At 47.3% G+C, this 21,495-nt stretch carries 16 protein-coding genes; 8 read left to right on the top strand and 8 right to left on the bottom strand.

Going from position 1 to position 21,495, the window contains the following annotated elements:
- Positions 1–10: 10 nt before the first annotated feature.
- Both pdeM and ACLHR0_RS03680 read left to right on the top strand, forming a co-directional pair.
- On the top strand, positions 11–658 hold the full coding sequence (pdeM, locus tag ACLHR0_RS03675; RefSeq protein WP_370909397.1) for a ligase-associated DNA damage response endonuclease PdeM: 648 nt from the start codon (positions 11–13) through the stop codon (positions 656–658).
- Positions 655–1,554, top strand: a complete 900-nt coding sequence (locus ACLHR0_RS03680) for a histone deacetylase family protein (protein WP_436484824.1) — start codon at positions 655–657, stop codon at positions 1,552–1,554. The genes pdeM and ACLHR0_RS03680 overlap by 4 nt, the downstream gene beginning before the upstream one ends.
- On the opposite strand, the gene ACLHR0_RS03685 is transcribed toward ACLHR0_RS03680, so the two are convergent.
- Positions 1,551–2,201 carry an ABC transporter ATP-binding protein gene (locus tag ACLHR0_RS03685; RefSeq protein ID WP_370909395.1) on the bottom strand — a complete coding sequence of 217 codons (651 nt, stop codon included), beginning with the start codon at positions 2,199–2,201 and terminating at the stop codon, positions 1,551–1,553. The genes ACLHR0_RS03680 and ACLHR0_RS03685 overlap by 4 nt on opposite strands.
- Before the next feature lie 100 nt (positions 2,202–2,301).
- Here ACLHR0_RS03685 and ACLHR0_RS03690 point away from each other — a divergent pair, with 100 nt between their 5' ends.
- Positions 2,302–2,523 carry a DUF2795 domain-containing protein gene (locus ACLHR0_RS03690; protein ID WP_012794455.1) on the top strand — a complete coding sequence of 74 codons (222 nt, stop codon included), beginning with the start codon at positions 2,302–2,304 and terminating at the stop codon, positions 2,521–2,523.
- Positions 2,524–2,678: 155 nt separating this feature from the next.
- Here the strand turns inward: ACLHR0_RS03690 and ACLHR0_RS03695 are convergent, their stop codons facing one another.
- From ACLHR0_RS03695 to ACLHR0_RS03715, 5 genes are all read right to left on the bottom strand, one after another.
- Complete coding sequence (locus ACLHR0_RS03695) at positions 2,679–3,491, bottom strand: enoyl-ACP reductase FabI (protein WP_079469311.1); 813 nt, start codon at positions 3,489–3,491, stop codon at positions 2,679–2,681.
- A 144-nt stretch (positions 3,492–3,635) separates the two neighbouring features.
- The gene (gene recN, locus ACLHR0_RS03700; RefSeq protein ID WP_436484829.1) at positions 3,636–5,291 is read right to left on the bottom strand and encodes a DNA repair protein RecN; all 1,656 of its coding nucleotides are present in this window, start codon (positions 5,289–5,291) and stop codon (positions 3,636–3,638) included.
- 32 nt (positions 5,292–5,323) lie between these two features.
- Positions 5,324–6,811, bottom strand: a complete 1,488-nt coding sequence (locus tag ACLHR0_RS03705; protein ID WP_436484831.1) for a tetratricopeptide repeat protein — start codon at positions 6,809–6,811, stop codon at positions 5,324–5,326.
- A 282-nt stretch (positions 6,812–7,093) separates the two neighbouring features.
- Positions 7,094–7,846 carry a zinc ribbon domain-containing protein gene (locus ACLHR0_RS03710; RefSeq protein WP_370909391.1) on the bottom strand — a complete coding sequence of 251 codons (753 nt, stop codon included), beginning with the start codon at positions 7,844–7,846 and terminating at the stop codon, positions 7,094–7,096.
- A 3-nt stretch (positions 7,847–7,849) separates the two neighbouring features.
- Entirely contained in the window at positions 7,850–8,944 is a 1,095-nt protein-coding gene (locus ACLHR0_RS03715) for a Nif3-like dinuclear metal center hexameric protein (protein WP_436484833.1), read from the bottom strand.
- A 60-nt stretch (positions 8,945–9,004) separates the two neighbouring features.
- Here ACLHR0_RS03715 and ACLHR0_RS03720 point away from each other — a divergent pair, with 60 nt between their 5' ends.
- Complete coding sequence (locus tag ACLHR0_RS03720; RefSeq protein WP_436484836.1) at positions 9,005–10,516, top strand: carboxypeptidase M32; 1,512 nt, start codon at positions 9,005–9,007, stop codon at positions 10,514–10,516.
- A 67-nt stretch (positions 10,517–10,583) separates the two neighbouring features.
- Here ACLHR0_RS03720 and ACLHR0_RS03725 read toward each other — a convergent pair whose 3' ends face one another.
- Positions 10,584–11,276 (bottom strand): rhodanese-like domain-containing protein, encoded by a 693-nt coding sequence (locus ACLHR0_RS03725; RefSeq protein WP_436484838.1) that lies wholly within the window; start codon positions 11,274–11,276, stop codon positions 10,584–10,586.
- Entirely contained in the window at positions 11,258–11,857 is a 600-nt protein-coding gene (locus ACLHR0_RS03730; RefSeq protein WP_429044891.1) for a methyltransferase, read from the bottom strand. The genes ACLHR0_RS03725 and ACLHR0_RS03730 overlap by 19 nt, the downstream gene beginning before the upstream one ends.
- Before the next feature lie 131 nt (positions 11,858–11,988).
- Between ACLHR0_RS03730 and ACLHR0_RS03735 the strand changes: the two genes are divergently transcribed.
- The 4 genes from ACLHR0_RS03735 to ACLHR0_RS03750 all read left to right on the top strand — a co-directional run bounded on the left by ACLHR0_RS03735 (position 11,989) and on the right by ACLHR0_RS03750 (position 21,462).
- A complete protein-coding gene (locus ACLHR0_RS03735) occupies positions 11,989–16,860 on the top strand; it encodes a PKD domain-containing protein (RefSeq protein ID WP_436484840.1) in 4,872 nt (1,623 codons plus the stop codon).
- 152 nt (positions 16,861–17,012) lie between these two features.
- Positions 17,013–19,868 carry a PKD domain-containing protein gene (locus tag ACLHR0_RS03740; RefSeq protein WP_436484842.1) on the top strand — a complete coding sequence of 952 codons (2,856 nt, stop codon included), beginning with the start codon at positions 17,013–17,015 and terminating at the stop codon, positions 19,866–19,868.
- A gap of 20 nt (positions 19,869–19,888) precedes the next feature.
- Positions 19,889–20,920, top strand: coding sequence for a PorP/SprF family type IX secretion system membrane protein (locus tag ACLHR0_RS03745; RefSeq protein ID WP_436484844.1), 1,032 nt, complete (start codon positions 19,889–19,891; stop codon positions 20,918–20,920).
- A 299-nt stretch (positions 20,921–21,219) separates the two neighbouring features.
- Positions 21,220–21,462, top strand: coding sequence for a T9SS type A sorting domain-containing protein (locus ACLHR0_RS03750; RefSeq protein WP_159454263.1), 243 nt, complete (start codon positions 21,220–21,222; stop codon positions 21,460–21,462).
- The last annotated feature ends 33 nt before the right edge of the window (positions 21,463–21,495 follow it).

Below are 21,495 nucleotides of genomic sequence, written 5' to 3' on the forward strand. Positions count from 1 at the left end.
AGTTGATCCAGTGGTTGCGGAAATATTTCACTTTCAGGAACAGCATTGGCATTTATCACCTCAGCGGGCAATTTTCTGGGAAGAAGAAAAAGCGCTGATCCTTTCAGATCTGCATCTGGGGAAGGCGGCTCATTTCCGGAAGGCAGGGATTGCCGTGCCGGCGGGTATTGTACAGGAAGACCTGTTCCGGCTACAGCAACTGATTACCCATTACCTGCCAGACAGGATTATCATAGTGGGAGATATGTTTCATAGCCGGGAGAACAATGAAGTGCAGTATTTTAAATTATGGCGGCAGCAGTTTTCCAGGATCTCCTTCGACCTGGTGAAAGGTAATCATGATATTATGGCTGATGCGGTGTATGAGCAGCTGCAGATCAATGTACACCCTGCACTTACTTTGCGTAATATTCATTTTATCCATGAGCCTTGTGAAGACAACAATGGCTTCGCCTATACTTTTTCCGGACACCTGCACCCGGCTTTCGTGATGCATGGAGCCGGCAGGCAACGGCTGCGTTTACCATGCTTTTATTTTGGCCGGCATTGCGGCATTTTACCCGCTTTTGGCCACTTTACCGGCTCAGCGAACCTTGACCCCGAGGAAAGGGATCCTGTGTTTGTAATAGCCGGAAAATCGATTATACGCGCCCAATGAAGATTGCCAGTCACGATATATATACGCATCCTTTGCCGGCAGATCATCGTTTCCCGATGCTCAAGTATGAACTGATACCAGCACAGCTGCTGCGGGAAGGCATTATCACCCCCTGGCAGTTATTCGCTCCCGAACCGGTTACAGAAGAAACTATTCTTTTAACACATACTGTTGAGTACTGGCATAAGCTGAGAGACCAAACGCTGGACCCCCGGGAACAGCGGAAAATAGGCTTCCCCCAATCGCCTGCGCTTACCCTGCGCGAGATGGTGATTACACAGGGCACCATCGATATTTCGCTGCATGCGCTCGATCATGGTATTGGTTTTAATGTAGCTGGCGGCACCCACCACGCGTTTGCGGATCATGGGGAAGGTTTCTGCCTGCTCAACGATTTTGCTGTAGCTGCCAATTACCTGCTGCACCGGCAACGTATCAAACAGGCACTGGTGATAGACCTCGACGTGCACCAGGGCAACGGCACCGCCGCACTGTTTGCTGGTAACCCTCATGTATATACGTTTAGTATGCATGGCGCACACAATTATCCATTTCATAAAGAAACATCCGACTGGGATATTCCCCTGGCAGACGGTATGGATAACGGCACTTACCTGCAGCTGCTGGAAGAAGCCCTGCCAGTGCTGATTAACCGGGTTAAACCGGATCTTGTTTTTTATCTTTCGGGGGTAGATATCCTGGAAACGGATAAATTCGGGAAGCTGAAGGTTACGCAGCAGGGCTGCCTGGAGCGGGATGAAATGGTTTTCCATTCACTGAAAAAACATCACATCCCCTGTGCAGTGGCGATGGGAGGAGGTTATTCCACCCACATCCGCGATATCGTAAATGCGCACTGTAATACTTTTAAGGCAGGCATCCGTATTTACGGTTAAATAATTTTCCCGTCTTTCATTACCAGCTGGCGGTCGCTCATGGGCGCCAGTTCTTCATTATGCGTAACAATGATAAAGGTTTGCTTCAGTTTATCGCGCAGTTCCATGAACAGGTGATGCAGTTCCCGCGCGTTACGGGAGTCGAGGTTACCGGTAGGTTCGTCTGCCATTACCACGTCGGGATCATTGATGAGGGCGCGCGCTACAGCCACTCTTTGTTGTTCTCCGCCGGAGAGGGCGTTGGGTTTGTGCTCAAGCCGGTCTTTCAATCCGAGCGTTTCCAGGAGGAACACCGCTTTTTCCTTTACCTGGCTTTTGCGGGTGCCGGCGATATAACCGGGGATACACACATTTTCGAGGGCAGTGAATTCCGGCAGCAGGTGATGGAACTGGAAAATAAAGCCAATATGACGGTTCCTGAAATCGGCCAGGGCGTTTCCCTTTAAACCGGTCAGATTGACATCATTAAGCCAGATACTGCCAGCAGTAGGCGTATCAAGGGTTCCAAGAATGTGCAGCAAGGTACTCTTACCAGCTCCGGAGGAACCTACGATGGTTACAATCTCTCCCTTACTGACAGTAATGTCTACCCCTTTTAATATGGGTAAATTGGAATAATTTTTGGTAACATTGCGAGCGGTTAGCATAACCCAAAGAAAAGTAATTAACCGATAAAATAGTAAAAGTTGTTTATTTCAAATTAAATAATACTTTTGCGGAAAATTAAAAAGTAAAAATTTTAATAAGATGTACTGGACATTAGAATTAGCTTCATACCTGGAGGACGCTCCATGGCCAGCTACTAAAGACGAACTTATCGACTACGCCATTCGTTCCGGTGCACCGATCGAAGTAATCGAGAACCTTCAGGAGCTGGAGGATGAAGGGGAAATTTATGAGGGGATTGAAGATATTTGGTCTGATTATCCGTCGCAGGATGACTTCTTCTTTAATGAGGATGAATATTAGCCAGTATCGCTGACCGCACTCCCGTTCAACTATGACAAATAATTACTAAGCCGCTCCTGATAAGGAAGCGGCTTTTATTTTTGGTATTCAGAGATCCGGCGATGTGGCAGAAATGATTGTTTCTGCTGCATCGCCGGGCTCAATAAATAACTGGTTTATTTTTCCATCTGGTCGATCACCGGTTTGGAAACGCCGGTGAAGGAGAAACCTCCGTCGTGGAACAGGTTCTGCATGGTCACCATTTTGGTGAGGTCAGAGAACATGGCTACAGCGTAGTTAGCGCATTCGTCTGCAGTGGCATTACCCAGCGGGCTCATTTTCTCTGCATAGGACATAAAGCCATCGAAACCTTTCACACCGCCACCTGCGGTTGTTTTAACCGGTGACTGGGAGATGGTGTTCACACGTACTTTTTTGTGGGTACCGTAATGGTAACCGAAGCTGCGTGCAATTGATTCCAGCAGGGCTTTTGCGTCGGCCATTTCACCATAATCGGGGAATACACGCTGAGACGCGATATAAGACAATGCGATAACAGATGCCCATTCGTTCAGTGCATCCAGCTTGTAGGCTGTTTGCAGCACGCGGTGCAAAGACATCGCAGAGATATCAAATGTTTTGTGATTAAAATCGTAATCCAGGTCGGTATAGCTTCTGCCTTTACGGATGTTCATACCCATTGCTACGGAGTGGAGAACGAAGTCGATCTTACCACCAAAGTGCTCCATGGATTTGTTGAACAGGTTGGCCAGATCATCCATATTGGTAACATCAGCCGGAATAACAGGTGCCTTACAGGTTTCCGCCAGTTTGTTGATCTCACCCATACGCAGGGCAATAGGGGCATTGGTAAGCACAATTTCAGCGCCTTCTTCCACGCAACGCAGTGCAGTTCTCCAGGCAATAGACTTGTCGTCCAGTGCGCCAAAGATGATACCTTTCTTCCCTTTTAATAAGTTATGAGCCATTTGGTCAAAAATTAATTTCGGCAAAAATAGTCGTTATAGTTGAAAAAAAAAGCTGTTAGCTGTCAGCGACCAGCATTTAGACGGTTAGTCTTTAACTAAATGCAGCCTGCTAAAGGCTAACAGCTATTATGAGATAGCAGTTTATTAATGTACGGCCAGCATTTCGCGGGCGTTCTCCAGCGCAGCGGCAGTAGGCCGTTCTCCACTCAGCATCTGGGCAATTTTATTCACCCGCTCGTCCTGCGACAATAAACGTACGCTGGTAGTTACTTTATCCGCTTTAGCGTCTTTATATACAAAGTAATGTGCATCTGCTTTCCCGGCTATCTGTGGCTGATGGGTAATACAGATGATCTGGTGTGATTTGGCCAGATCTTTCAGAATAACACCCACCTGGCGGGCAGCTTCTCCTGAAATACCGGTATCAATTTCATCAAAGATCAGGGTAGGCAGCGCTACCGACTGGGCTACCAGCGACTTGATGCATAACATGATGCGGCTCAATTCCCCACCGGAGGCCACTTTGCCCACTGGTGCAAACTGGTTGCTCTTATTAGCGTCAAACAGGAATTCGATGGTATCCTGTCCGTATGAATTGAGTTCTCCGGGTATGATGTCTACTTTCAGGCGGGCGTTAGGCATGCCTACCTGCGCCAGTAAAGTGTTTACATGTTTTTCAAAAGGACCGGCCTGCTCCTGGCGATGCCCGGTGATGACTGCGGCCGCTTGCTGCAGGCTTTCTTTCAGCCGGGTTTGTTCCTGCTCCAGTGATGCCAGCTGTTCGTCCAGGTTCAGTACATCCTCTACTTTCTGTGTCAGCACTTCTTTTATGGCCAGCAGTTCGGCAGTGGTATGCACCCCATGTTTCTTGAACAAACGGTAACCCAGCGCCATTCTTTCATTCACCAGTTCTATCCGTTGCGCATCATATTGTACATGGTCGTTGATGCTTTCCACCTCACCGGCAATATCCTGCAGTTCGAGATAAGTGGACAATAGCCGTTCAGATACCGCGGGCATCTCTTTATGGAAGGCAGATAAGGCCTGCAGCGATGACTGCAGCTGTTTCAGCTGTTGAAGAATGGGTTGTTCATCTTCCTTCAGCTGGAAATAAACCCGGTTCAGGGTGTTCTTTATTTCTTCTGCGTGACTCAATGTTTGCAGTTCTGCTTCCAGTTCTTCTATTTCGTTGGTGTTGAAGCCTGCTTCCGCCAGTTCATCAAGCAGGAAGCGGTTATAGTCCAGCTCTTTGTTGGCATTGTCGCGGTTATCCAGCAGCTGTTTGTATTTCTTCTGTACCTGTGTGTACTGAACAAATCCCTGGTGGTACTGTTGCAGTTCCGTTGGTTTGTTTACCAGGGCATCGATCACTTCGCGCTGGAAATCGGCGTTACCGAGCGCCAGTGTATCAAATTGTTGATGGAGGTCTACCAGGTATCCGCTGAGTTCTGCCAGCTGGGAGATGTTCACCGGCGTATCATTTACAAACGCCCTTGATTTACCGGCAGCACTCACTTCTCTTCTTATGATCAGCTGATCTTCCAGATCCAGCTCATGTTGCTGGAAGAAGGCCGCCACCTGTGATTTCTTTACTTTAAAGAACCCTTCTATGATGCATTTGCCGGTTTTATCGAACAATACTCCCGGGTCTGCTCTTTCTCCGAGTATCAGGGAAAGGGCTCCGAGGAGGATAGATTTACCTGCACCGGTTTCTCCGGTGATCACATTCAGGTTCCCTGAGAAGTCTACTTCCAGGTGATCGATAATTGCGTAGTTCTTGATGGTTAGTCGCTGTAACATAAGTAAGGAAATTCCTTTATGATGTTGAAAGCTCAGGTTCCGTTTACCCGCTGCATGCCTGCTTTGGCGCGCTGGTCAAGGGAATTCTTATAATCGTGGCCTTTCATGTTCAGACAACGCTGATAACATTCTATGGCTTTGGCTTTTTCGTTTCTCTTTTCATAAATGTAACCCATTTGGAGGGAAGCCCGTGCAGCATAATATTCCGGCCTGTTGGTGCCCACTTTCACGGTTACCTCGTACATGGCAATGGCCTGATCATCCTGCCCGCTTTCATCATATATGCGGCCCAAACGGTAGGCATATTCCAGCTTATCTTCCATCGCAGGGAATTCAGCCGCTTTTTTGGTAAGCAGCAATGCCAGCGCTTTATTGAAATATCCGCCATCGCTCAGTAAACGTACGCGCAACAGGAATGGGTTGGGCCATTTACCGGTTTTGGCTTCTTTCAGTGCCTGTTTGTCGGCGTCCGTTTCCAGTCCTCCTTTTGTGAGGATCAGGGCGCGGTATTTATCTGCCGCAGCCTGGTTTCCTTCCAGGTAATAATACCAGCTGAGTCGCTGCAAACACTCCTTCACATAAAACTTGCCTTTAAAATTACTGACAAACCGCTCCAGGTAAATATGTGCATCCGGATCCAGCCGTGTTAATTTCAGTAATCCCATTACATAATTGTAATACTGCATGTCCGCATACTCCGCTGTATCATTCCGTTCCTGCAACACTTTTATGCCGGTAGCTGCCCTTTGGTTGTTTAAAGAAAGGTTCGCCACCATTAAAGCAAACAGGTAGTTATTTTTAGTATCCAGTTGTTTTTTTTGTAAGAATTCCCACGTTTCTTCCGGTTTATTCACAATAAACAACATCAGGTAGCAATAATAGTAGTAAGATTCTTCCCGGAACATTCTGGCTTCGGGCGCATTGCTCTCAATGAACTTATTCACATTTGCCATCCCTTCTTTCATACTGCCCTTAAGGCCAAGGATATTGGTGATCCACTTATAGCCTTCCGGAATAGTGCCGAATACGGTTTGCATGGCGCCCAGCAGCAGGTTGTTGGGAACAAAGCCCGGAAACCGTTGCTGATTTTCTTTCAGCATGATATATGCTTTCCGGATCTCCCAGGTCGCATCCCATTTTTCATCAAACTTTATTTTGATCAGGGCCCACTGGAATTTGATGGCCGCCTGTGTGTACAGGTAATAAGGCGAGTCCGGGGAACCTTCTGCCATTTTATTCAGCCGGAAGGAACGCAGGCTCCTTTTCTTTGAATACTCTGCAGGGTCTTCATTAAAGAAGAGTGGGAAAAAATCTGCATAGTTATCCAGGAAATAGGGCGCCAGATTATCCGGATGCTCTTTTTTTTCTGCTTCCAGCAAAGCCTTACCGGTGTTTAACCTCAGCTGCATAATGGCATCATATGCCTGCTCGCAGCGGGTGTTAAAATCAAATACTTTCTGCCTGGCGCTCACGTTAAATCCTACACTCAACAATAACAACAAAGAAAAAATAATACGCATACGGGGAAAAATTCCAAAATTAAAGGCCAAATCTCTCATAACATCCTCCAAATCCCAAATAACACTTCACATTTTTTAAAGTTGCATTGTTTTAGCTAAATCCCTGCCACAAAATAAAAGAACTACTACGCAAGGTACCTGCGCAACGGCAATATACACAAAGCTAATATAATTAGTAAAACAAAACTAAATAAATTAGTATATTTTTTTATGCACATACACCAATAGAAAAAGGACATCCGGAGATGTCCTTTTAAATACTTATTGCTGAGGGACTATATTTTAGATAGTCACAGTCGCTTCGAGATCGTTATCCACCAGGATACGTCCGCAGTGCTCACAAACGATGATCTTTTTGTGCTGACGGATTTCTGCCTGACGCTGAGGAGGGATCGCATTAAAGCAACCACCGCAGGAATCACGCTCTACAGTTACTACAGCCAAACCGTTGCGGTAGTTCTTACGGATTTTTTCGTAAGCCTGCAATAAGCGGGGATCTACCTTGGTTTTAGCATCTTCACTTTCTTTGCGGAATGCTCTCTCTTCTTTATCTGTTTCGCCGATGATCTTTTCCAGTTCGCCTTTCTTGTGCTTCAGGTTCGCTTCCTTATCTGCCACCGCTTTCTTGGCTACTTCCAGTACGCGGCTTTTTTCCTTGATCTCTTCGTTAGCGTCCTTGATATGCTTTTCAGCCAGCTTGATTTCCAGCGCCTGCATCTCCATTTCTTTGGTGATGGCTTCAAACTCACGGTTATTCTTCACATTATCCTGCTGCTTCTCGTACTTCTTGATCAGCGCTTCCGCTTCTTTGATGGCGTTTTTCTTGCTGGCAACAAAGTCTTGTATACCTTTCATTTCATTCTCAATGTGAGACTGACGTGTGTTCAGGCCTTCGATCTCGTCTTCCAGGTCTTTTACCTCCATCGGCAACTCCCCTTTCAACACCTGGATCCCATCCAGCTTGGAATCGATCTTTTGCAATCTGAGTACAGACGCTAATTTTTCTTCAACGGAGTATTCTTTTACGGTTGCCATGTATTATAAATAATTTACCGGGTTTGTTTTAATCGTAGATTTAAGAGGCGCAAAATTACGGAATTTTTCGGTCAATATATGATAAAATAATTCCACTGTGAACTGCTCACTCTCAAAATGTCCGATATCTGCTATAATTAATTGATTGTCAGCGTCAAAAAATTCATGATACTTGAAATCAGCCGAAATATAGGCATCTGCCCCGGCCGATATTGCCTGTTTCAACAGGAAACTGCCCGCTCCACCACACAACGCCACTTTTTTTACGGGACGCCCTCTCAAAGGAGTATATTTCACACAACCAGTCCGGAACTGCTCCTTTACAAACTGTAAAAATTCCAGCTCTTCCATTGCCTCCGGCAAAGTACCTATCAATCCCGAACCCACCTGCTGATAAGCATTTTCCAGGCTTACTATGTCATAAGCCACCTCTTCGTAGGGATGGCTGCTCAACAGCGCCTGTAAAATTTTTCCTTCCAAATATACCGGAAAAATTACTTCCAACTTTATTTCGGCCTCAAAATGTCGTTTTCCGGGCGTACCTACGTAAGGATCAGTGCCTTCCGCCCCTTTAAACGTGCCTTCCCCCGCGCCGTTGAAGCTGCATTCACTGTAATTGCCAATATGGCCGGCGCCCGCTTCAAACAAGGCAGCCCTTACCGTTTCCACATCTGCCGAAGGCACAAATGTGAATAACTTTTTTAATAATCCCCGCTTAGGCTGCAATACCCGCGTTTGCTCCAGCCCCAGTTTAGCCGCCATCTGCGCACATACCCCGTTCCGTACATTATCCAGGTTGGTATGCGCTGCATACACGGCAATATCATGTTTAATGGCTTTAATAGCCACCCGTTCTACATAATTATTCCCATTAATCTTCTTCAATCCCCCGAAAACAATGGGATGGTGGGCAATCACCAGGTTACATCCGGTTGCAATGGCTTCGTCAATAACAGCTTCAGTGGCGTCCAGGGTAAGCAGGGCGTTGGTCACCTCCACATCTGCCCGCCCGAAAATAAGCCCGGCATTGTCGTAGCTCTCCTGGTACTGCAAAGGCGCGAACTGTTCGATGGCCTGTATGATCTCTTTTATCTTCATATCTGCAAAAATTAATGGTTCATTCCCGGCATCTGCTAAATTTGCAAAAAAATATCTTTTATGCCCGGAAGCAAATCTACAGCAGAACAGTATGCGGATTACAAAATAAAAATGCAAAAAATTGCGGACGTAAGAAATGCCCTGGCGGTACTTGGATGGGACCAGGAAACCTATCTTCCGGAAAAAGGCGCGGGATTCCGCGGTCAGCAGATCACCACCCTCAGCTCCATAGCTCACGAATTATTCACCGCCCCGGAACTGGAAGCCATCCTCCAGGCCCTGAAAGGGAATACCACACTGAATCCTGTAGAACAGAAAAATATCATTCTTTCCACAGAAGACTTTGAAAAGAATAAAAAATACCCGGCAGCCTTTGTGGCAGAAATGTCGAGAGTGACCAACGAAAGCTATCACGCCTGGATAAAAGCCCGCAAAGCCAACGACTATTCCATTTTCGCCCCGGCGCTCGCCCGGATGGTTGAACTGAAAAAACAGGAAACGGATATCCTCGGCTATGAAGGACATCCCTACAACGCCCTCCTGAATGAATATGAAAAAGGCGCCCATACCGGTATGCTGGATACCATTTTCAATGAAGTGAAAACCGCCCTTTCACCACTGCTCAGCCAAATAGAACAACAACCCGCTATCAATAAGGATTTCCTTCATCTGCATTATAACCGCGATGTACAATGGAAATTTGGCCTCGCCCTGCTGGAAGGTATGGGATACGACCTGAAAGCAGGCCGGCAGGACGTTTCAGAACATCCTTTCACCACCAGCTTCAGTCCACTTGATGTAAGGGTAACCACCCGCATCGATGAAAATGATTTTGGTAACATGACCTGGAGCTGTATCCACGAAGGTGGCCATGCCCTTTACGAGCAGGGGCTCCCTACAGAACAATACGGCCTTCCCTGCGGAGAAGCCACCAGCCTTGGCATACATGAATCCCAGTCGCGCCTCTGGGAAAACAACGTGGGCCGTAGCCTTCTTTTCTGGCAATATCACTATCCCAGCCTGCAGCAACTCTTCCCCGAAAACCTCGGAAACGTGTCGCTGGATGCGTTCTATAAAGCCATTAATAAAGTGCAGCCTTCCCTCATCCGCACGGAAGCAGATGAGCTCACCTATCATTTCCACATCATGATCCGGTATGAAATTGAAAAAGGACTGATCGATGGCAGCATTGATGTAAAAGATCTGAAACACACCTGGAATGAATACTACCGTCAATACCTGCACGTAACGGTACCCGACGATGTTCATGGCGTATTGCAGGACATCCATTGGTCGCACGGCAGCTTCGGCTACTTCCCTACCTATTCACTCGGCAGTTTTTATGCCGCCCAGCTTTTTGCTGCTGCACAAAAACAAGTACCTGGTTTGGACGCACGTATTGCCGGCGGTGATTACCAGCCGTTACTGGAATGGCTGCGCACCAACGTTCACCCGTTTGGAAGATTTTATACCTCAAATGAATTGTGCGAGAAAGTAACCGGGAAACAACTGGTATTTGGCGAGTTCCTGGAATACGCGAAAGCGAAATATGCCGGGATATACGGTTTCTAAAATAAAAGTCCGGAACGATCTGTGAAAGATGGTTCCGGACTTTCCTGTTACTTGTAGTATACTTCGATTACAACCCCGCCAGCTTCTCCAGCTCTGCCAGCTCCATCACACCCTGCTTCCGCGCTATTTCTTTACCATCCTTATAAAAAATAAAAGTAGGCAGCTTAGTTGCATCAACAGATTTCATTACGTCCTGGTCGTTACCGCCATCTACCAATACCCTCTTTACCTGCGGATGTTTTTGGAAGAATTTTTCCAGCACCGGCTCCATCTGCTTACAGGGAGGACACCACGCAGCTCCAACATCGGTAAGTACCATTCCTTTTGCATGAACGGCGTTGTTATAATCCGCTATAGTAAGCTGCGGCTTCTTTTCAGCGACGCCCTCCAATTGTTTGCCTGCCCGCTTCCACGCATTGATGCCGCCATCCAGCTCCACTACCTCCGTAAAACCATGCTCTCTCATCCATTTGGCGGCGGCGGTGCTGCGGCCGCCGCTCAGGCAATAAATATAAACGGTCTTTTTCTTGTCCAGGTACTGCACCCGGTCCATGAATTCTTCTTTCTTTGTATAATCGGCCTGTAAGGCATGCGGCAAATGCCCGGTACTGAATTCCCCGGCGGTACGCACATCAAACACCTGTGCATCCGGCTGTTGAATATCCTTTTCAAATTCCGCGGCATCCACTTCCTGCCGCTCCTGTGCCATTACGGTAATGCCTGTGAGCATCAATAAGATGGCTAAGAAAACTCGTCCCATATCTTCTTTATTTTCGGCATAAAATTAATAAACAACTCTGCACCTTGCCTGGCCGGATGAGAATTATAACAGGGCTGTAACGTTTTTATATCAAATAAGTGAGAAAACAACTTGGTGTATTCCGCTGCTGTACCACCGAAGGGCGGCCCGTCCTGCGTAAAATGACGGTTAAATAACACCCCTGCCAGGTGCCCGCCAGGTTTGATCAGCGAATACATGTGGTCCACGTAATCCATCCGGAGGAAAGGAGGCAACGCGCAGAAAAATGTTTGTTCCAATACCAGGTCGTAACTGCCTTTATGCGCAAAAAAATCTTCTTCCAGCACTTTCACACGGGTACGGGCAAACGTTTTTTTCAGTTGTTCCACCAATGCCGGTGCAATATCCAGCACCGTTACATCGCTGAAAGCCTGGCCTGCCAGGTAAGCAGCCTCGTAACTGTTGCCTCCACCGGGAATGAGTATACGAATATCCCGGTCCACCAGCTGATCAATATACTCTTTCAGGGGTGGCGACACCGCTCCCATATCCCAGCCCGTATCTCCTTTCAGATAGCGGTCATTCCAATACTGACTATCCATATCCGGCATTGCTTTTTATGCTAAGTTACGGCCATTCAGCCACATACATAAATGCATCGCTTTTCCAAACATTATTACTATTTTTATGCTTTGAATATACCTGTGAAAAGGCCTTAACGCCAACCTATGCCATGAAAAGCCTACACAATTATTTGTGGATTGTCACAAAACATATTTTGCTTTGTCTGCTGCCGGTGATGGCCCTGGCCGTTGCTGCCCGTGCGCAGTCAGTTGCCATCAATGCAGATAAATTAGCAGGCTGTCCTCCTTTCCTGGTGAACTTTACCGCCACATTAGATGCAGGCTACCAACAGATAGAATGGGATTTCGGACTTGGCGCCAATGTGACCAACGACCTCACCCCCTCCAAAACATTCCAGGACCCCGGCATTTACCATGTTAAACTAACGGCTACCTACGGCGCCAATACCATCGTCAAACAACTTGACATCCAGGTATATAACAAACCCCTTGTCAACTTCACTATCCCCAACACCACCGGATGCGCGCCCTTCATGGCTACTTTCAGGGACCAGTCTGCCCCGGGAGACGGCAGCATTGCAGATATTACCTGGGATTTCGGCGACGGCGGAGGCGCCACAGGCGCAAATGTTACACACACCTATACGCAGGCAGGCACTTATAATGTACTCAGCGCTGTAACTAACAGCTACGGATGTACGGCATTTAAAGGACCCGAACCAGTGAAAATACAAAGTGCGCCTACGCCGGCTTTCTCGGCCGACAAAACACAAAGCTGCACCACGCCATTCATGGTAAATTTCTTTAACAATACGGTGAATAACTCGCCCGATCCGGTGACCTATACCTGGGATTACGGCGATGGCACTACCGGCACCGCCAACCAGCATACCTATACCAGGGAAGGCCGTTTCACCGTAAAGCTCACCGCCACTACCTCCGGTGGATGCTCCACTCCTCTTACTAAAACAGCGTATATCGTCATTGAAAAAGTGAAACCAGCGTTTACTTTTTCAGCACCCTGTGCTGATCAACCGGTTAACTTCACCAATACCACACAACCTGTTCCGGACCAGGTGACCTGGGCATTCCCGGATGGCACTACTCAAACCACTGCAAACGCGGTAAAACAATTTGCCACGCCGGGCGACTATGTCGTGAAAATGCAGGCTACCCTCGGTACCTGCATGGAAGAGATCCAGCAAACGATTCACGTAAATCCCTCTCCACAAATTAACCCGGTAGCTACGCCACTCAGCGCATGCAATACGCCTTTTACCACGCAGTTCAACGCGCAATCCGCCAACGCTACTGCATGGAACTGGAACTTTGGAGACGGCACTACTGCTACGCTCGAAAACCCTTCACATACCTATACCCGCGAAGGATCATTCACGGTAAGTCTCACCGCCACCAATGCTTCGGGCTGCAATAAAACAGTCACCAATCCTGGTTACATCAACATTGCCAAACCCAACCTGAGTATTTATCGCAGCGCAACGAAAGGATGTATCCCTTTGCCGGCAGACTTCTACGTAGAACTGGATGTTACCGATCCTATTGTCAGTTATCAATGGAACTTCGGCGACGGCAGCACTTCTACCGATGCAAGGCCCCATCATATTTTCACCACACAGGGAACTTTCACGGTTACCATTACCGTAACCACAGCAGGCGGATGTACTGCCAGCGGCACTACCATTGTTATGGCAGGAACAAGACCAGTAGTGGATTTTGTTGCCACCCCCCTGAAATCATGCGCTAAAGACCCGGTACAGTTCACCAACCTGTCTGTTCCCCGTGGTACTTCCTGGATCTGGACATTTGTACAGGATAACAGCACCAGTACGGAAGAAAACCCCAACCACACCTTCAACGAAATCGGCAGTCATGATATCATTCTCACAGTAAACAATAATGGCTGTATTGAGCAGTTAATAAAACGGAATTATATCCAGATCATTCCACCTATTGCACGGTTTGAAACTGCACCGGATTGCTTGGATCCCTATCACCGTAAATTCACGGACAATTCCACCTTTGGGCCTATTCCCACCGCAGTAAAATCCTGGCTTTGGGAATTTGGCGAAAACGGCGCTACTTCCACCGATCAGCATCCGGATTTCCGGTACCAGACAACAGGTCTGAAACAGGTACGGCTCACCATCGACAATGGTATCTGTACTTCTACCACTACGCAATCGGTGAACATCATTGATGAAAAGCCCGTTATTACTGCTGATAAGCCCAGGATATGCAAAGGAGAAAACATCCACATTTCATTAGGACCGCTGAATAATGCCAATATCAACGAATATAACTGGGATTGGGGCGACGGCAGCGCCATTCAAAATATACCGGCTTACAATTTTAATCCTGCCAATGGTATCACACATACCTATAACAAAACAGGCACCTTTACCATTAAGCTTACCATTACAGATAAAAACAGCTGTATCCGCGAAGCCCCACCCTTTAGCATTGATGTAAACGGGGCTACACCTGATTTTGATTATACCGGCAAGAGATGTAAAGATGAGATTTTCAGCTTCACGGATAAGTCTACCGTAAACAGCGGCAACAGCATACTCAACTGGGAATGGGATTTCGGGGATCAGAGCAGCAAAGAGAATTATACTACACAACCCATTGACATAAAACATACCTATACTAACGCGAACGATTACACGGTATCATTAACCGTCACCGATCAGTTTAGTTGTGTAGTGAAAATCCAGAAAGTGATTCGTTTCGACCGGGTGAAGGCCGACTTTATGGTACCATCCAATATCGCTTGCCTGGATAAGTCGTTTACATTTATGGATCAGTCGCAGGGTACTATCCAAAACTACGCATGGGATTTCGGCGACAATACCACCGGCACGGGAAACAGACCTGTAAAGGTTTACAGCGCCCCTGGCCAATATAACGTAACACTCAAAGTAACCACCCCCGCGGGTTGTACGGATGAAATCACCAAAACAAATGCCATCAGGGTTCCTGATCCGAAAGCATCTTTCACGATACCGGATAACCTGGACCTGTGCCCGCCGGTGAAAGTATTATTTACCAATACGTCTACTGATTTTGTAAACTCCAGCTGGAATTTTGGTGATAACGGCACTTCCGCCAAAAATGATCCCGATGTGCATATATACGCACGGGCACGCACCTACGACGTAGTGCTCACTGTATATTCAGAAGGAGGTTGCTCCAGCACTGCCACGCTTCCTATTACCATCAAAGGACCGGACGGCACCATGAAAACCACGCCTACACAGGGTTGTGTGCCGCTGGCAATCAGTATCAGCGCTACCTCTGTTAAAACCGACAGCTATATGTGGGACTTCGATGATGGTACCGTACTTACTTCTACCACACCGGTATCCCCGGCACACACCTATACCAAGGCAGGCATATATTATCCGCGTGTATCTTTACTGGACAATCAGGGTTGCGTGGTAAAAGCGGCAGGCAACGATAAGATTATTGTAGATCAAACAATAGCTGATTTTGCTACCAATGATTTCCAGGTATGTGGCGGTGGTGAAGTAACTTTTACCAACAAGAGTAAAACGTTAACCAAAGATTCACTTGCACTTGATTTCACCAATGCCTGGGACTTTGGCGCACCGGGTAATCCCGGCAACAGCGCTGCCACCGTGAACGGCTTGTTTAATTATCCGCAGCCTGGAACTACTCATGTTAAACTGGTAGTAACCAGCGCCTATGGTTGTATAGATGAGAAGATCCTGCCGGTGGTAATTCCGCCGCAACCGGTGGCCGTCATTGCTCCTGTTTTACCGCTTTGTGTGTCTGGCAAGGTACAGCTGTCCGGCAGCGACAGCAAAAATATACCAGGCACCAAGTGGCACTGGCAGATAGGAACCGGGCAAACATACGACGTACCTGTTCCGCCGGAAATACTTTTAAACAGCACCGGCACCATACCGGTGGTATTAACGATCACCAACAGTGATGGTTCCTGTCCTTCAGAAACTACTATTCAGATGATCGTACATCCTTCACCGGTATTAAATCCTTCTCCGGTTTCGGCCACTATCTGCCGTGGTGCGGCATTACAGTTACAGGCGAATACCACCGCCAATGTAGCAGTAAACTGGACTGATTACAACATCTCCGACGTAACCAGCGTATCGCCGCAGGCAATGCCGGATATCGATACCTTCTACCGGGTTACCGCCACTAACGAATACGGTTGTACGAATACTGGTGAAATAGCCGTTACCGTTACGCAGCCGTTCAAAATTTACGCGCAGGATGCCGAAATATGTGCGGGAGAAAGCGTAAAAATGAATGCAGGCGGTGCCTTACGCTACCAGTGGATTCCCGCCAGGGGCTTGAACCACGCGGATATTGCCGATCCCGTTGCCAGTCCGGATGGCAATATCACTTACCAGGTAGTGGGTTATAACAACAGCACCTGCTTCACAGATACTGCGTTAGCAAGAGTTTACGTACGTGCGGTACCGGTAGTGAATGCCGGTCCGGATATGGTGATAGCTACCGGCTCTGTTATTCCATTGCCGGTAACAGGCAGCGGCGATATTATTAAAACTGAATGGACGCCGGTAACTGGTTTGAGCTGTTACGACTGCCTGACGCCTACGGCCACGCCCACAGACGATATTACTTACCATGTAAAGGTAACCAACCAGTTTGGCTGTGTAAGTACCGACGATGTAGCTATCAAGCTGGTGTGCGATGAAGGTAATGTATTCATCCCCAATACATTTTCTCCCAATGGCGATGGACAGAATGATGTTTTCTATGTGCGGGGCCGCGGTATGCAGTCCATCCGCATTTTCAGGATCTTCAACCGCTGGGGACAACTGGTATTTGAACGTACCGGAGTGAATACCAATGATCCATCCTCGGGATGGGATGGCCGTTACAAAGGCGCCATCCTGAACCCGGATGTATTTGTATACTATGTGGAAGTAGTGTGTGACAAAGGTGCTGTAAACCTGTTGAAAGGGAATATTACCCTTATCAGGTAAAGACGAATTTTTGATACGGATGTTGTTGATTTGCAGCCACTCTGCTGTATTCCATCTTTTCTTTATCAAAATTTCCGAAAATCAAAAAGTTTATATATGTAATTTTTATTAATTTGTGTAGACATTTAGTCAATGGAAAACCTGTGTACCCTATGAAATACCGACAGGCAAAGTGTTTTTGGACATTGCTGCTCCTTATATCCCTTTTGCAGGCAAACTGCTTACTGGCACAGAAGGCGGACTTTACCTATACCGCTTCGCCGGGCAACCTGTGTACACCCGTAACACTTACATTGAGAAATACCAGCACCGGCACTCCGCTTACCTATAACTGGGATTTCGGGGATGGCAGAACTTCACATGAGGAGCATCCACAGGTCACCTATACCAGTGGCGGACCCGTAAAAATCACCCTCGAGGCAGTATATAAAGTAAGCGGCGGAACAACCACCAGTACTTATTGGCGTAGCCTGGTAGTAGGTGCTACCCCACAGGTAATTTTTTCGGCAGATGTAACAAAAAGCTGCAAAGTATTCACCGCTAATTTCACGGATGCCACCACAGGCGCGGCCAGTCGTACGTGGGATTTCGGCGACGGTACTGCACCGGTTACCACCAGTAATGCTTACATACCACATCAATACACCCGCGCAGGAAAATTTGATGTAACTCTTACCGTTACTAACACCAACGGCTGTACGGCCACCTTAAAGAAAGATGCCTATATCGATATCTCCCTGCCCGAGATTACAATGGCTACGCCACTATCAGGCTGTGTGCCTTATACTGCTGCGTTCACGGCTACTTCTGCCAACGATATCAATGATCCGGTGGTATCCTGGGCCTGGAATTTCGGGGATGGCAACACCCAATCCACTACCAACGGAAATGTAAATCATATCTATACGCAAACCGGAACTTATAACGTAGGCGTTACCGTTACTACCCAGGGGCAATGCGTGGTAACTACAACGTTCGATAAGTTTGTGCATACCGGCAATCCCCCGTCCAATGTAAGCTTCACTGTATCTCCGGCCAGTACCTGCACCGGCGATCCGGTACGACTGCTCGCCAATGCCAGCTTTGCGGACACCTACAGCTGGGATTTCGGAGATGGAAAAACGGAATCAGGCAGCAGTAACGATATCCGCCATTCGTTTAATACCAACGGTATTCTTACTGTGCAAATGAAAGCGGGCAGTAATGGCTGCTTCACAGCTGCGCCACCAGCTACTGTAAACGTAACCGGTCCGGTGTCACAATTCAGCGTGGTTCGCGATTGTGCCGATAAAAGTAAATTCATCTTTACCAACAACTCCATTGGTACCAGCGCTAACTCTACCTACCAGTGGGATTTTGGAGATAATTCTCCCCTGGTAAACACCATGGACGCAGTACATAATTATACAACGCCCGGCAATTATACCGTTCGTCTTACTATCGGGGAAATAGGCAATAACTGCAACCATAGCAGCTTCCAGACAATCTACTATTTTCGGGCCGATTTTACGGCCGGCGTCAACTCCATCTGCCGCGGAAGCAAGGCTACCTATGGTGTGCTGAATGTACCATTGGGACTGGTTTCCAGCTACACCTGGCAATTTGGCGATGGCACCACTTTTACCACCACTGACCAAACCTATATAAAAACATGGGCCGCTGCGGGTACATTCGATAACCAGCTGACCATTCGTTATAATGATCCCGCTTATTGCGACGACATTGTGTATAAACCGGATGATATTGACATCCTCGCACCGCAGGCCGACTTTACCACCGGCCCGGTTACCTGTGCAGGCCAGGCGGTAAGCTTTATCAATAACACCATTACTTCTCCCAATATCCCGATTGCCAACTGGTACTGGGATCTGGGCAATGGCCTTAGTTCCACCGCTCAAACACCGCCAGCGACTAAGTACAGCGCTTCCGGCGGACAGGCGGTGAAACTAGTGGTGACAGATGCCCGCAATTGCAGGGACTCTGTCAGCAAAACCATCAACATTCATCCCACCCCGGTGTTGAAAGCATCGGCACAACAACCAAAGATTTGCGAGGGCAACAGTGTTAACCTGAATGCCTTATCAGACGGTACGGTGCAATGGCTCACCACCAACCAGCTCAGTTGTGTTTTCTGTACAGATCCGGTGGCATCGCCACTTACAAATACCCGTTACCGCGTGCAGGCTTCTAACGTATACGGATGTACGGTATTTGATTCCACTGATGTAGTAGTAGTGCCGAAAGTAAATCTTACTGTAAGCAATGATACCATTGCCTGCTACGGCACTTCGGTACAACTGAAAGCCGCCGGCGCTACCATCTATAACTGGACGCCCGTTACCGGTCTGACCAACAACACTATCGCTAACCCGGTTACCACACCCATAACAGACATCACTTACCAGGTAACCGGCACCAACGACGCCATTTGCCCCATGAGTGCGCCGCTTGCTGTGAAAGTATCCGTAAAACCGGTACCACAGGTAGATGCCGGCAAGGACCAGACAGTGATGGTGGGAGATATTGTGCGGCTGATGGCCAGCGGAAGCCCTGACATTGTGAAGTGGAAATGGAGCCCGGATGATTACCTCGATAACACCAGTTCTCCTTATGTAACGGCTGCCGTACGTAAGCCTATCACTTACAGCATTACCGGTACTAACCAGTTCGGCTGTACGAAAAGCGATATCATGAACGTGGACCTCGTTTGCAATACCGACGTGGTATTTATTCCAAATACTTTCAGTCCCAATGGCGACGGGCAAAATGATATATTCTATCCACGCGGAAAGGGCATCAGCCTGATAAAGTCTTTCCGGATTTTCAACCGCTGGGGACAGGAAGTACATCATCGCGAAAGAATCAACATTGATGATATCAGCACCGGGTGGAACGGCTCCTTTAACGGCAAGCCGCAGCCTTCTGATGTGTATATCTACTTTATTGAGGCTTACTGTGATACCAACGAATTTTTCCAGATGAAAGGCAACGTAACATTACTCAGATAAATATTTTTAACCTGGCTAACATGAAAACCATATACCGCGTATTACTGGCGATAGTTTGCAGCACGCATGCAGCACCGTTGTATGCCCAGGATATACATCTGTCGCAGTTCTATGAAACGCCTATCCTCCGCAATCCTGCTCTGATAGGCATTTTCAACGGCGATGTGCGCGTGCAGGCTGTATATCGTAACCAGTGGAACAGCGTTACCATTCCTTACCAGACCGGTACCGTGAGTGGCGAAATAAAGTTCCCTGTGGGTCGCAGCAACGACTATGTGACTACCGGTTTGCAGGTTACCTACGACCGTGCAGGCACTTCCAAACTGCAGTCCACGCAGATCTTCCCGGCTATCAACTATCATAAATCGCTCAATGAAGATAAGAGTAGTTTCCTCTCTGTAGGATTCATGGGTGGCTTTGTGCAGCGGCAGTTCGATCCCACCAACATGACCTTTAACAACCAGTATACCAACGGCCGGTTTGATCCTGCTACCGCTACCGGGGAAGAAGGCAAACTGGCGCTGAAAGGCTACAGTTACCTCGATGCTGGAGTGGGCCTGAGTTACAACAGCGTGATCGGAGAAGATGTGAATTACTTTATCGGGGCCGGGTACTTCCATTTTAACCGAGCCAAAATATCCTTCTATAACGATCAGAATATTGAGTTGCAGCCGAAACTTACGTTTAACGCGGGTATCACAATCCCGGTAGATGAGCGGGTAAAAGTAATTGCACATTACAACCAGTTGCACCAGGGCACTTATACAGAATATATTGGCGGTGCTTTAATCGGTTATGGTTTAATGGACCAGGGACTGGAATCGACCCGGGCCATTTATGGCGGCATCTTCCTGCGGTGGAATGATGCTATTATCCCAACCATCAAAATTGACATGGATAAATACGAGATCGGAATGAGTTATGACACCAATATTTCCAAACTGAGAACAGCCAGCCAGACATTTGGCGGCTTCGAAATTTCATTGGTTTTCAAGGGGTTTCTTAACAGCCGGAATTCAACGCTGGAAAGCGTAAACTGTCCCAGATTTTAATCTATTATAAATCAATTAATTATGAAAATAAATTACCAAGCGTTAAAAATTACATAAAATATGCGGAAATGCTAACAAAATGGCCTGTGGTTTGTTATTTTTATGTAGAAACATAGGCGCTCGAATGAGCCGAATTTGTCAAACAAAAATTAGGAAATATTTGAAAAAAACTTTATTTTTATAATACTATGTGGAAAACCTCTACCCTGATTCTCATAATGGTTTTCAGCCTTTTTACCAGCATAGGTAAGGCTCAAAGCGAAAAATCCCAACCTGCCACGGAGGGGGGTAGCAAAATCGTGAAGCTATATCCCAATCCCGCTACTACCGTCATAACATTTGAAGTTCAACAACATAATAACGATCGCTTATACGATCTTATTGTATATAATTTCCTCGGAAAAAAAATAGATCAGTTAAAAGGCATCAGTTCCAAGACAACGGTGAGCCTGGATAATTATTATAACGGTTTGTATATTTTCCAGTTAAGAGACCAGCGGGGCAACCTGGTGGAATCCGGGAAATTCAATGTGGTCAAATAGCTTAGATATATCTGGCATCAAAATAAAAAAGGA

The sequence above is a fragment of the Chitinophaga sp. ARDCPP14 genome, from assembly GCF_051362515.1.
Taxonomy (GTDB): domain Bacteria; phylum Bacteroidota; class Bacteroidia; order Chitinophagales; family Chitinophagaceae; genus Chitinophaga.